Origin of the sequence: Vibrio sp. 1CM2L (genome assembly GCF_023161695.1) — a bacterium.
Taxonomy (GTDB): Bacteria; Pseudomonadota; Gammaproteobacteria; order Enterobacterales; family Vibrionaceae; genus Vibrio; species Vibrio coralliirubri.
Genome location: NZ_JALNTT010000002.1, coordinates 625124 through 638552 on the forward strand (window position 1 = coordinate 625124; position 13429 = coordinate 638552).

General features: G+C 44.0%; 9 protein-coding genes and 2 tRNA genes. 5 read left to right on the forward strand and 6 right to left on the reverse strand.

Annotation, left to right across the window (positions count from 1 at the left end; translation table 11 throughout):
• Positions 1-56: 56 nt before the first annotated feature.
• Complete coding sequence (gene asd / locus MSG34_RS07870) at positions 57-1175, reverse strand: aspartate-semialdehyde dehydrogenase (protein ID WP_248336934.1); 1119 nt, start codon at positions 1173-1175, stop codon at positions 57-59.
• Positions 1176-1675: 500 nt separating this feature from the next.
• Between asd and nhaC the strand changes: the two genes are divergently transcribed.
• Positions 1676-3112, forward strand: coding sequence for a Na+/H+ antiporter NhaC (gene nhaC / locus MSG34_RS07875; protein ID WP_050620900.1), 1437 nt, complete (start codon positions 1676-1678; stop codon positions 3110-3112).
• Positions 3113-3220: 108 nt separating this feature from the next.
• Here the strand turns inward: nhaC and MSG34_RS07880 are convergent, their stop codons facing one another.
• The 3 genes from MSG34_RS07880 to yejK form a co-directional block, all read right to left on the reverse strand.
• Complete coding sequence (locus MSG34_RS07880) at positions 3221-4399, reverse strand: chemotaxis protein (protein WP_248336935.1); 1179 nt, start codon at positions 4397-4399, stop codon at positions 3221-3223.
• A gap of 82 nt (positions 4400-4481) precedes the next feature.
• A complete protein-coding gene (locus tag MSG34_RS07885) occupies positions 4482-5879 on the reverse strand; it encodes an Hpt domain-containing protein (protein ID WP_248336936.1) in 1398 nt (465 codons plus the stop codon).
• Positions 5880-5984: 105 nt separating this feature from the next.
• Positions 5985-6989, reverse strand: a complete 1005-nt coding sequence (gene yejK, locus MSG34_RS07890) for a nucleoid-associated protein YejK (protein WP_248336937.1) — start codon at positions 6987-6989, stop codon at positions 5985-5987.
• An 84-nt stretch (positions 6990-7073) separates the two neighbouring features.
• Between yejK and MSG34_RS07895 the strand changes: the two genes are divergently transcribed.
• The 4 genes from MSG34_RS07895 to MSG34_RS07910 all read left to right on the forward strand — a co-directional run bounded on the left by MSG34_RS07895 (position 7074) and on the right by MSG34_RS07910 (position 9877).
• A complete protein-coding gene (locus tag MSG34_RS07895) occupies positions 7074-7301 on the forward strand; it encodes a YejL family protein (protein WP_004734063.1) in 228 nt (75 codons plus the stop codon).
• A gap of 28 nt (positions 7302-7329) precedes the next feature.
• The gene (locus MSG34_RS07900; protein ID WP_248336938.1) at positions 7330-9138 is read left to right on the forward strand and encodes a DUF3413 domain-containing protein; all 1809 of its coding nucleotides are present in this window, start codon (positions 7330-7332) and stop codon (positions 9136-9138) included.
• A 138-nt stretch (positions 9139-9276) separates the two neighbouring features.
• A tRNA-Ser gene (locus MSG34_RS07905) sits at positions 9277-9367 on the forward strand.
• A gap of 419 nt (positions 9368-9786) precedes the next feature.
• A tRNA-Ser gene (locus MSG34_RS07910) sits at positions 9787-9877 on the forward strand.
• A 75-nt stretch (positions 9878-9952) separates the two neighbouring features.
• Here MSG34_RS07910 and MSG34_RS07915 read toward each other — a convergent pair.
• Positions 9953-12079, reverse strand: a complete 2127-nt coding sequence (locus tag MSG34_RS07915; RefSeq protein ID WP_248336939.1) for a methyl-accepting chemotaxis protein — start codon at positions 12077-12079, stop codon at positions 9953-9955.
• Between the two features lie 194 nt (positions 12080-12273).
• Positions 12274-13194, reverse strand: coding sequence for a histone deacetylase (locus MSG34_RS07920; RefSeq protein ID WP_248336941.1), 921 nt, complete (start codon positions 13192-13194; stop codon positions 12274-12276).
• Positions 13195-13429: the final 235 nt, after the last annotated feature.

The following is a 13429-nucleotide window of genomic DNA, read 5'->3' on the forward strand; positions in this document are numbered from 1 at the left end:
AACAAGAAAAGCGCCCTAAGGCGCTTCTTCGTTAATTATTCTCAAAAATGAGGCAGTTACGCTTTCTCAGCAAGGATAATGCGCAGAGTACGACGTAGTGGTTCTGCAGCACCCCAAAGCAGTTGGTCACCAACCGTGAAGGCGTTTAGGAAGTCGTTACCCATCGACATCTTACGCAGACGACCGACTGGTACAGACATTGTGCCTGTTACTTTCGCTGGTGTTAGCTCCTGTGCCGTGATGTCACGGTCATTAGGAATCACTTTAACCCAATCATTGTGCGTTGCGATGATCTCTTCGATCTCGTCCATTGGCACGTCTTGCTTAAGCTTGATCGTTAGTGCTTGAGCGTGACAACGCATTGCACCGATTCGTACACAAGTACCATCAATTGGGATTGGCTGACCATCTAGACCAAGAATCTTGTTTGCTTCAACACCGGCTTTCCACTCTTCTTTGCTCTGACCGTTTTCACGCTTCACATCGATCCAAGGAATCAGTGAGCCTGCAAGCGGAGCACCAAATTGGTCTGTTGGGAATGAAGATGAACGAATCGTATCAGCCACTTTCTTATCGATATCAAGAATTGAGCTTGAAGGGTTCGCTAACTCAGAACTTACGCTGTCGTTGATCACACCCATTTGTGAGATCAGCTCACGCATGTTCTTAGCACCCGCACCAGAAGCCGCTTGGTAAGTCATGGCACTCATCCACTCAACCATGCCTTTCTCGTACAGACCACCTAGAGCCATAAGCATTAAGCTCACAGTACAGTTACCGCCAACGAAAGTGTTGGTGCCGCTGTGAATGCCTTGCTGGATTTGAGCCAAGTTAACAGGATCAAGAGTGATGATTGAATCAGCGTCCATACGCAGAGTAGAAGCTGCATCAATCCAGTAACCTTTCCAACCTGCTTCACGCAGTGCTGGGTATACTTTTGATGTGTAATCGCCGCCTTGACAGGTAATCACAGCATCAAGCTGTTTTAGGCTATCAATATCAAAAGCGTCTTGAAGTAGACCCGCATCTTTACCACCTAGAACAGGGGCAGGAATACCAATCTGAGATGTGCTGTAATAAACTGGCTCAATCAAGTCGAAGTCTTTCTCTTCAACCATACGTTGCATCAGTACAGAACCAACCATACCGCGCCAACCAACTAGACCTACTCTCATCGCTCACTCTCCATGTATAAATTAAAAATTGCTCTCCCCCATCTATAAGTTTTTCAGAAACAGAACTCAAGTGCTTTTTGTCAAAAAGTGTAACTTTTTCGTTTCTTTTAAGTGAACGTAATGAATCGTGCAGTTATCTCTGTATCGACATTCCATCTCCACCTCATTGATTAAGCGCCCATTATCGTCAAATTCAAACATTTACATCGCCAAAATCGATTCAATCGACGCTCATCACAAACAGTAATTCCCTCTTTTAAATCAAGGTTAATCAGAATTTTATTTTACAAAACGAAAACAACGTGCGACAGATTTCAACATGTAACAATCATGAATTTAACAAAATTTTAGATTATGAAACCACAATTGATTGAGTTAACAGTCAAATATCACAACTTGGACGTATTTTTTCGATATAATAAACTAATTACTGTAGTGTCCGTTTTGCACCACACACTATAACGAAGCACTATAAATGCTCGAAATCACAAGAGGCTTTTATGAAGCAGAGTAAAACTCGCCTACCGAACCTATTGCAGGTATTCATCGCGTTAGGACTATTTCTATCCCTTGCTTTTTCCTTTACTGCAAAGCTTGACCTTCCAATTCAACTTGCCTTGTATATTGGCTGGTTCATTATCATGGTTCTTGGTATTCGTCTTGGACACCAATACAAAGACTTAGAAAAAGCAGCACTCAAAGGAATATCCAATGGCTTAGGCGCGGTTTTAATACTTTTAGCCGTTGGCGCTCTTGTTGGTACTTGGATCTCAGGCGGGATCGTACCTACTATCATTTACTATGGTCTGAAAGCTATCCACCCTTCTATCTTCCTTTTAGCGACCATGATCATCTGTTCTCTAACTGCATTGGCAACCGGTACTTCTTGGGGCGCTGCGGGTACAGCGGGTATCGCGATGATGGGTATCGGCCAAGGTCTAGGTGTTCCAGCACCGATTACTGCAGGTGCCGTGCTGTCAGGTTGTTACTTCGGTGACAAGATGTCTCCGCTTTCTGATTCAGTTATTTTGGCTTCTTCAATGTCTGGTGTTGAAGTGGTTGAACACATCAAGGGCATGTTGCCAGTTGCGTTAATCAGCTACGTGATTACAGGCATCATGTTTACTGCGTTTGGTTTCCACTACGCGGGCAACGTTGACATGAGCCAAGTTGACTCTGTCATCAAAGCGATGGAAGTTCAGTTCTACATCACGCCTTACTCATTCGTTCCGGTACTTATCGTGCTTGGTCTGTTGGCTTTCCGTATGCCTTCATTCCCGGTCATCAGCTTTGGTTCTCTGCTGGGTATTATCTGGGCAGTCATGATCCAAGATATCGACTTCCTAACGGCATTCAACACTGCTTGGGCACCGTTCTCAATCTCATCTGGCGTCGAGTTTATTGATTCGATTCTTAACCGTGGCGGCATGTCTTCAATGCTGGGTTCGGTTGCGGTTATCGTATTTGGTCTAGGTTTCGGTGGCTTACTGGATAAAGTGGGCGTACTAGAGACGATCGCTAAGGTGTTTGAGCGCCGCGTAAATAGCGCAGGCTCACTAGCGACGAGCACAATTGGTACGGCCTTCATGGGTAACGTGTTCGGTTCTGCAATGTACGTATCGTTAATCCTTACGCCAAAAATCTGTGCGAAAAACTACGACCGTTTAGGCTACAAGCGTAAGAACCTATCTCGTAATGCTGAGTTTGGTGGCACGCTAACGTCGGGTATGGTTCCGTGGAGTGACAACGGCATCTACATGGCGAGTATTCTTGGTGTTGCGACGCTGTCTTACGCACCCTTCATGTGGTTAAGCTTCATCTGTATCATCGTGACTATCGTGACGTCTTACATGGGTTGGTTCGTTGATAAGTGTGAACCAACAGCACCAGCGTTTGAAGCTGAAGAAGCGACCGAGTTAAACAAGCAACAAGCTTAAGTTTATGAGCTAACGCTTAGGACGTAACTCAAAACGTTAATGGATAAATGCAAAAAGAGCGCCCTAGAGCGCTCTTTTTTTGCTCTGCTGATTTACTTATTTATCTATCTATTTATTGGCGGTTCGTTTACCCAACCAGTAACCGATACCTAACGGGGCAAAGAACACCACTAAGATAAACAGGATGAAGTAAATAATCACACCTTTGATTAACTCCATCAGTTTATCAATTGCCAGTACCACCACCTCTTGAGAGACACGATCAAGGTCTTGTGTGAACAGTTCTCTTTCCGAAGTCACAATGCCAGCAATCTCGATGCGCTCTTTCGCAATCATCTCTACCAGAGCTTCTCTCTCACGTGTCACCATTTTTTCTAATGCCACACGTTCATCACTCAGCATCGCTAATTTTTGGTCGGTTTTATCGCTGAGGTCGTTGAGCAATGGCTGCATTTCTGTCGACATAATAGAAGCCAGTGTTTGCATGTACTCAGGATTGTTCTCAATGAAGTCTTGCATGCTTGCTGATGTTTGACGAAGGCTTTCCAGCGTCATCGATAGGTCTTCACCCGTTAACGAGCTATTCAATGCAACCAGCTCCGCCTTCCACGACATAAGTTTCGGCGTCTGGTCAGCCATAAGGCTTAAACGATCAGATGCGTCACTCATGGCTTCTGGCATGGTGCCTAAGCTCTGGACGATTTGCGATTCATCTTTACCAAGGTAACTTAGCCATTCACGGTAAGCAGGTGTGCTTCTGAATGTGAGGTCTTTAAATGGGTGGCTAGCAGCAAACTGAGCAACGAATGCTTTGCTTTTTTTGAAATCACTGGAACTCAATACACCCTTTGCCAGTTTCTCGGCTTCTTGGTCAAGAAAACGAGCAGTCTCTACCGCATCATCCGTGGCGAACAGATCCACACCATCGCCTTGGCTATAAAACTGATTCATTTGGGCAGTGAAAACCCACGAGTCAATTAACGCAGACATTGGGGAAGTTTGGTAAGCCGCTTGTTGTAAGCCCTGCTCTGCATGGATCTTCCAAAGCAACACATAAGATTGATGTAACGTGTCATCAGCAGGGTAAGATTGCGCGATGAGATCGGCCGAATCTTCTACTCGTGTAAAGAACATCTTGGCGTATTCACGCGTCATGATCCGAGCATTTAACTCTTGTTGAGTGAGAGGCGTCGTTTGACTATCTAACTTAACTTCTAAGAGAGAACAACCACTTAGCACAATGCTAAGCACCAACACCATCCAACTTCGACTTGAAACTCGTAACATATAAACCTCTGACAAAGACTAAGGGCGCGGATTGTATGAGCGCTTCGTCAGAGTATTGTCAAAAATCCTGTAAAAGTTAACGCTAACTGTCTAAATATTCATGAGCAGAATCCACAGAGGCTTTTATAGCCTGCTCTAGTTCAGCCAAATCATGTTCACTGATCGCTCTGGACTGCTTCATTGTCATTTCAATACTTGCGGCAATGATGGCTAACCGAGACGCTTTAATACTGCCAGCCACGCCTTTTAAGCTATGTACAATGCGAGCCGCGGAGGTTTCATCTTTGGTCAACAAAGACTTAAACTTCTCGTAGTCACCTGCGTGGTCTTGTACAAACACACCAAGCAAGAGTTCGACAGATTCAGCATCACCATCGAGCGTTTCTAACATGTCTTCAATATCAATCGCAGGCTTTGAATCTGTGACACTGGCAATGTGTTTCTCTACTACTGGCGTCTGTTCAGAGGCTTGCTGAATAGAGTCTTGCGTTACAACGGGTTGGCTTGTAACGTTAACGCTCTGCGGAGGTTGAAGGTCGGAAGACTGTCTCGTTGAGGTGCTCTCGGATACATAAGCGTCGTGATCTGCTTGTTTCACTGCTGAGGAAACAACATCGCGAGAAGAAGCGTCTTCCTTACTTGAATTAATTTCTAGTTCAGAGTGGAGTTCTTGCTCTGCTTCTTTCATCGTTTTTGTGGATCTAACGCCCCAAAACACTATCCCGCTCATCGCCACCAAGCTTAAGCCTAGCATCACCAACAATAGGTTGAATTGACGATCATGGAACTCAGCTTCGAGTTTTATGATCTGCTCATTCACAGAGTTTTTCTTAATTTTATCAACCAAATAGTTAAGTTGAGCATAATCACTCAACAATGCTGACGCATCAGCCAGTAACTGCTGGAGCGCATCTTGCTCTTCGGTTTCTAGCGAATAAGATTTGTCCAGAATGGAATCAAAGGCGCGATAAGTCGCTGACGAACTTTGATTGTCAGAATACATGGCTTCAAATACCACAACGCCGAATTCGTTAAGTAGTGGTTTTAGCTTAGGGGAAAGCTCTTTATCAGCACGCAAGATCTTAATGTTATCAACGATGTCTTGAACTTGGCTTTCTATCGGAATGAACTCATCAAACTTTTCTAGGAACTGATCAGCTACGTACAACAGTTGGTTCACATCGGGTCGAAACAAGGCGTGTTGGAAATCAGATTCAATCTGCAGTCGGATCGAATAAACCAACTGAGCATCGAGTGCCAGTTCATTGATACGAGAGACTCGAAGCGGTTCTGAGAAATAAAGCGATTGCCTCAATTCGTTGACTCGAATACCGAGCTCTTCGATTTGAGCAAGAGAATTGGTGTAGGAACGGCTTAGATTAAGAAGAGCCAATGAAGGAAGTAACCACAGAGCCAAGAGCACAACCAAAAAGGTGGCTGGTTTTTTAAAGCGTTTGGGCTTTGCTACTGATTGTTCCATCTATATTCCTTGTGCGTGTTAACTTGAAGCCATGACCGTAGCTAAAAGATTAAGCACAAAATAAGCGACAACGTCCTGCTGCCGCTTTTATCCGTTAACTTCGGACTATGACTTATTGCGAGTCAGTTGATCACGTAAGTTCGGTGGAGTGCCTTTAATCGTTAGCGTGTCTGTCTCCGGATCGTAAAAGATACGTTCGCCTAGAAGCAGACTATCAAAACTAACATTCAAACCGCCACCAGCACCAACAAATTTTGTTAGTTTACGCATAGTTGCGCGATCGGCTGGGAAGCTGTCTTCTAACTCGTAGCCTTGCTCACTAGTATAGTCAAAGAAGCTTGTGCCATCTGTGCTTGCTGGCAACTCACCAGAAAGTTCACGAACTTGTACTTCATCGCCCGCTTTAAGCTGCTCGTTACAGTAATCCGCAACCTGCTTTTTGTAGCTGATCGCTTCTTCTTTCTCTAATTTAGAGTCAGAAACGAAGTCTTCTACCGCTTGCATCAGTACTTGGTTTTGCTGTTTCGCATCCAAACCGACTTCAGCTTGTAAGAAATCTAAGAAGAAATCCGCGACTTTACGGCCAACACGTCCTTTAATGTAAGTTAAGTAACGGTTTGACTCTTTATCAGTCTCATAAGTTGAAAGGTCTAGACGAGCCGCGATATCCATTTTTGAGATATCAAGGTAGTCAGTCGCACTAATATCAAGCCCTTCAGTTACCTTTAGGCTTTGGTTTGAAGGCAATAAACCAATGAAAAGGTAATCTGTTGCAAGTGACTGATATTCAGCCATTACCAAGATACCTTCGTCAGCGAATGGGTACTTTGATAGTTCGTCTTTTAGACGTTGCGCACTCTTTTGAGAAAAATCGTAAAAGTTTGTCTCACCAGCACGAAGTTGATGCAACCACTGCTGGAATTCGCTGTCAGATTTGAAAGAACCAAACCCTTTGCCTGCTTTTGAATTAAAAACACGGTGAAGTTCAGCAACTAGGCTTTCAGATGAAGCATCGTTTTCTAGAGATTCAGCACGATAGTTAACAATCAGCTCATCCTGATCGTTCTTGCTCAGCTGGTGTAAAATTACGTTGGAAAGTTGAAGGCTCATAGTGAAAATATTACCGTTCAGGTTTCAGTTGTCGTGCATAGTAGGTTATCATAAGCCGCTTTTACTATCATTATTAGAGTCCTTATGCCGATTATATCTAAATACACAGATGATCAAGTTGAAAAAATCCTAGCTGAAGTAGGTGCTGTACTAACTAAGCACAAAGCTTCGCCAGAACTTTCACTGATGATCGCTGGAAATATCGCAACCAATGTCTTAAATCAGAATGTTGCTGCTTCACAACGCAAAGGAATTGCTGAAAAATTTGCCGAGGCTTTAATTTCTTCTCTTGAAGATAAAAAGTCTCACTAAATTTGATTGACGGATAAAAGAATTATAAATGGTAGACAGCGCAAACTCATATAGCGATCGTGTATCTCGACTGGTTGGTTGGGGTCACTGGTTTGCATTTTTCAACATCATTGCTGCGATGTTGATTGGTACTCGTTATATTACTCAATCTGCTTGGCCAGAAACCTTGCTAGGCCAATTCTATTTGGCTGCGTCGTGGGTTGGTCATTTTGGCTTTTTAGTGTTCGCGCTCTATCTATTAGTGCTGTTCCCGCTCACTTTTATTCTTCCGTCGAGGAAGTTATTACGTTTGGTTGCCGTTATCTTCGCGACCATAGGTTTAACTGTCCTGTTGATTGATACCCAAACGTATCAAAATATAAACCTCCACCTGACGCCTGTCGTGTGGGAGGTTTTATTCAGTGGAGAGGAATCTGCATTCACGTCTGATTTGCAGCACCTCTTCATTGTTATGCCATTTATCTTCTTACTACAGCTTGGTCTGTCTGAGTGGGTTTGGCGTAAGCAGCGTAAACTGTCTCATAAACACATTGGCCGTCCGATTACTGCCGTCTTCTTCTTGTGTTTCATCAGCAGCCACTTGACCTACATGTGGGCTGATGCGTATTTCTATAACCCAATTACTAGCCAGAAAGCGAACTTCCCACTGTCTTACCCAATGACAGCGAAAAGCTTTATGGAAAAACATGGTCTATTAGACCGTGAAGAGTACCTTGAGCGTTTAGAAGCGAATAAAGAGACCGTAAACCTAGTTAGCTACCCGCTAGAAAAAATTCAATACAACCGCCGCAGTGACGATCTTAATATCCTGATGGTGAGTGTGAACAACCTACGCTCTGACGCACTAAATGCGACAGCGATGCCAAACAGCTATGCCTACGCACAACAGTCGATCAACTTCACCAACCACTACAGTTCAAGTAACGATATGTTTGGTGTTTTCGGCTTGTTCTACGGCCTACCGAGCAGCTACGCAAGCAGCATTGAAGCTCAAGGGTCAAGCGCAGTATTGCTCGATGTTTTAGATAATCACGATTACAAGTTCGCTGCTTTTAGTGGCGACAACTTTAGTGATGCACTGTACTCGGATATCATCTTCCGAGGCCGTGATGTGATGCCAGAGCAAGCAACTTATGATGACCAGAGTGCCATAAAAGCTTGGTCTGACTGGATTCAATCACCGCAAGCTAAGCGCCCTTGGTTTAACTTTATTGAACTGACTACACTGGATAACTTCGCCAGCTACGATTCAAGTTCAGAGTCGGACTCTACGCTTACGACAGCAGAGCGTTTTGCTGAAGACTATCAAAAGTCAGCGACAGCGGCCGATGCTCAGCTAGCAACTATCTACGCTGAACTGGAACGTTTAGAGCTCGCCGACAACACAGTCGTTATCATTACCTCTAACCACGGTACTGAGTTTAACGAAACCAAAACCAACAGCTGGGGTGCAAACTCCAACTACAGTCGTTATCAGTTACAAGTACCACTGTTTATCAGCTGGCCTGGTAAGTCTGCTTCTGAATACACTCACCGTTCTAGTCATCTAGACGTGTCAGTAACACTGATGCAAGAGCTATTGGGTGTATCTTCGAACCCAACGGATTTCAGTAGTGGTCGCAGCCTGTTTAATGAACGTAACAGAAAGTGGATCCTCGCAGGCGACTCTCGTGAACTTGCGCTTGTTACTGATCAGCAAACAACGGTGTTAGATAAATTCGGTAACTACAAATTGTACGACCAGAATTACAAGCGCCTGAAAAACGTAAGCCCTCGCTTACCTGTGTTGATGCAAGGCCTGACTGAGCTACAGCGTTTCTACACAAAAAATGACTAAATAATCAGCAAACAGAAAAGGGAAGCCAATGGCTTCCCTTTTTTATTGCCGTGAATGATTAGAAAACAAGCAACAAAACAAAATTATGAAAATTAAGGGTTTACAAGATCCTCCGCCCCTTATATTATTCACGCCACTGGAGGGATGGCTGAGTGGTCGAAAGCACCGGTCTTGAAAACCGGCAACCGTTAATAGCGGTTCTAGGGTTCAAATCCCTATCCCTCCACCACATTAAAAAAAGCCGCTGAGAAATCAGCGGCTTTTTTGCATCTGAAGCTTATCTAAAATATAAAGCTCATCTAACAAGACTCTCTACAGTCCCAGTTTCAAACCCATTCACTTTATACCTAGTTTTAAATTCCAAGCTCACCGTTCTAAACTAAAAGTTCATGCGCCTAAGCTACTCCCCTCATAACTTTACCTCCAAGCCAATTAGATACTTTCTTTTTTAATGACACTGAAACACTTCACGTATAACAAAAGTTGGGAATACTTGGCTTGTTGAATATTAGATTTTGTCTGCCTCTTAATAAACCGAACAATAAATAATCATTCAGAACAAAAACACCAAAAAGCGTTCATAAAAAAAGCAGTCAGTTAATAAGGGTATTTACAAGCGAAAGCCACCCTTATAATATACGCGCCATTGGAGGGATGGCTGAGTGGTCGAAAGCACCGGTCTTGAAAACCGGCAACCGTTAATAGCGGTTCTAGGGTTCAAATCCCTATCCCTCCACCACATTAAAGAAAGCCGCTGAGAAATCAGCGGCTTTTTTGTATCTGGCGTTTGTGTAAAGAGCTCACGTATTTTCCACTACGCCACCTTTCGGCTCACTTCAAAGCGTCCAATCAATTGGTCTAAGCGGCTCAATGCATTGCCCATCAAAGAAACTCGACGTGCGAGTTGCTTAGTAGACAGTTGTAAGTCAGATATTGAACGTTGGGCTTTATCTGCCGTTTGTCCGTTTTTCTGACTGTTTTCATCTAAGTTAGACATCGTGGTAAAGAGGTCACTCACCGCTGATTGAATTTGTTCACTGCGGGCGTTTGAGTCTACTGTTAAGTTTCCCTTACTCACATTTTCGACGCCTCGCTCCATAGACTCAACAGCACTGCGAGACTTACTATGCAGCTCTTTCATTAGGTCATTAATATGGTTCGCAGCTTGTGAGGTGCGATCAGCCAGTGTTCTTACTTCAGAAGCGACGACAGAGAACCCTCTCCCGTGTTCACCTGCTCTTGCCGACTCGATGGCCGCATTCAAGGCCAAAAGGTTAGTCTGCGCGGTGATGTCAGTAATGATATCTATAATGTCAGACACTTTGGTCATTTCATTATTCACCTCATTCACACTATGCGCCGAGCTTTCTACGATATTGCGAACAATCTCCATGCCTTCGACGGACTGATTGTACTCCTTCTCCGCGCTCAGAACGGCTTGTTTCATTACCGTGTCCATTTGCGTTGCTGAGACACTCGCATGAGTAATCTCACTCTGTTGATACTGACTCAACTGAAGCATATTGCTTAACGCTTGTGATGCATCATCACTGGTTTGTTTCATTACGACGCTGCGACGAAACATCGATTCCGAAACCTCTCTAACTTCGTGACTCGCATGAATCAACTCACTCACCGTGTTATCTAAATTGTCGATAAAACTGTTAGTCCAGCGCCCTAGGTTGCCAAGTTCATTATGACTGAATGTGGTGGGATCAAGTCTCCGACTTAAGTTGCCATCACCTTCGGCTAAGGTCTGCATTACCCCGGTCATTTCGTGAATCTTCTTCGCTAGTGGTTTGGCGCTAACTAAACGGAATAAGCCCAATGAAAGCAACGCGCAAGCGAACATAATGCCGCTCTGCATAAAAGGTGTGAGTGTATAAAGGTTGGCAAACAGTAATGGAATAAATAGAGGCAGTAGCATGCAGCTGATGAAGTGCTTAGATAAGGTATAACTTAGGCTTCGGTCCCTGTAGACCTCTTCTAAATCGGACTCACACATCATGCCAAAGGTATCTGGTGAACCATCCAATTGAAAAGTGATACCTTTGCCAATAACGGGTATGTGGCGATAGTCGGAATACCCCGGATAACCTATAAACAGGTTACTGCCATTTTTAATGGTTTCTCTTACGCCTGGGTGAAGCTGATTAGTGGCTGGGTCCGTAAAGCGAATCTCAAATTCGGTGTGCTGCTGGATCTTAACCGTTCCCCAATCAGTATGAATCCCTTGCTTTAAGTTCTCGCCGTGTGAAAAGGTATTATCTTCAAAGCGAGAACGAGAGAGCGCAACCCCCGGCTGAGTATGAGGATCATAAATGGAGTCGACCATAAAGATATAGTTATCACCCGACTCGCTATAAATATGCCCCGCTTCTCTTTGAATAATGTCACCAATAACATCATTTGGAACTCGGCCACATAAAAATTGCTGGGCACCTTCATCCCGAGAAAAGGGGACATAAAACATCAGCGTCACTTGGTCATGAAACGATGAACTCGACGCCCCTACGTTCAACGTGCGTGGATCCATATACGGCCCATGAAGATAACGCTTTGAAGCTCCTTCAACTAAAGCCTTCTTATCCCCAAGAGTAACCCCTACATGCTCATGATAACTCGATGCTTGTGCTATCCCCTTAGCATCGACGATCGCCAACTCAGAAAAATCCGTACTTCGTTTAAGAAGGCTAGCTAACGTCCCCTGAGCTTGTTCTTCCGTTCGACTTGCTAAATAAACCGCAGAGTCTTCTAAAAAATCCCATTGATTCTTGACCCAGTTATGCAGAAGTTGAACTCGCGTGTGAGCAATACTTTCAAAAGCTTGTTCAAGCTCCTCCGTCCTACTTCGATTGAGGAAACAAGCTCTGCGCATAGCCAATTTTCCTGTTGCGCCAAACCAATTAAGCCAACTACGTTCCTTGTCCGTCAGGTTCATTTTTATCCCTTGTGTTTTTATATACACATGGGTCAAGCAATTTACAGACCACAATTAATCACACAAATACGTAACTAATTAATAAAAAAGTACTTTATATGAATCACAATGGTGCAAGCGTGCCTCTTATGGTGCAAGAGGTGCTTATTTAACACCATCATTTCTAATGAGCTTTCAGTCGTTAATTTAGGAAGCTAACCGTGAACATGATAAGCCGCTTTTAACAGCTGCATGTGAATCGGCACCAGATCTTGATGTTGAGTGCGGTACCCGCCACCGACTACGCAGGCCATCGGAATAGACTCTGATTTCGCTAATTCAATCATGAAACAGTCGCGCTCGAATACCCCTTGTGTCGAGACATTCAAATAACCCAGTTCATCGTCTTGATGGATATCGATCCCCGCATCATAAATAATCAGATCAGGTTGATGGTGAGCAATCGCTAACTTAGTGACTTGTTCAAAACAACGTAAGAACTCTTCATCTTCTGTTTCACGACTTAACGGCACATCTAAATCGGATAGCGGCTTTCGTGCAGGGAAGTTTTTATCGCAGTGGAACGACAGAGTAATGATGTCGTCGTTCTCTTGGCAAAGAGTTGCTGTGCCATCACCATGATGAACGTCGCTATCAACGATCAGCACTTTATCGATATGTTCAAAGGTCAGCGCGTGTTTTGCCGCTAAAACCAAATCGTTCAACAAACAAAAGCCACTACCAAAATCATGATGTGCGTGATGATAACCACCACTCAAATGAATCGCTAACCCACTCTCTATTGCCATTTCAGCGGCCAAGCAGGTTCCGCCACTTGAGTAGAGTGTTCTTTTGATAAGTTGCTCGCTCCACGGGAAACCGATACGTCTCATCTTTGCTGCAGGCAAATTACCAGACACGAGCAAATCGACATATTCGCTATCGTGTACCTGTTTTACTTGCTCAACTGAAACTGGCGTTGGTTGGCACACTTCAAACTTGCTCTTCCATCGAGGTTCACTATTCATCAGCGCCTCAATAGCACTATGCAACAACTGATATTTGTTGATTGGGTAGCGATGACCTTCTGGTAAAGGTAACTGCGAGTAGATTGGGTGGTAAATTAAAGGAATCATAATCAGGCTAATTGCGTATCTTTCTCAAAATCATAACAGTCTCAGACTTGGCGACAACCTGAATTAATGATAATGATTATTGTTACTATTAAATGAAGAATAGAGACAGCAATGAAAAACGTAATACTCATCTTTGGGGTGATCTGCGGCTCAGCGGCAGCAGTAATGATTTTTGTAGGAATGCTAATGGCCAGTTGGTGGAGCGTTGATTTTCTCGTGTTAAGCCATCAAACTT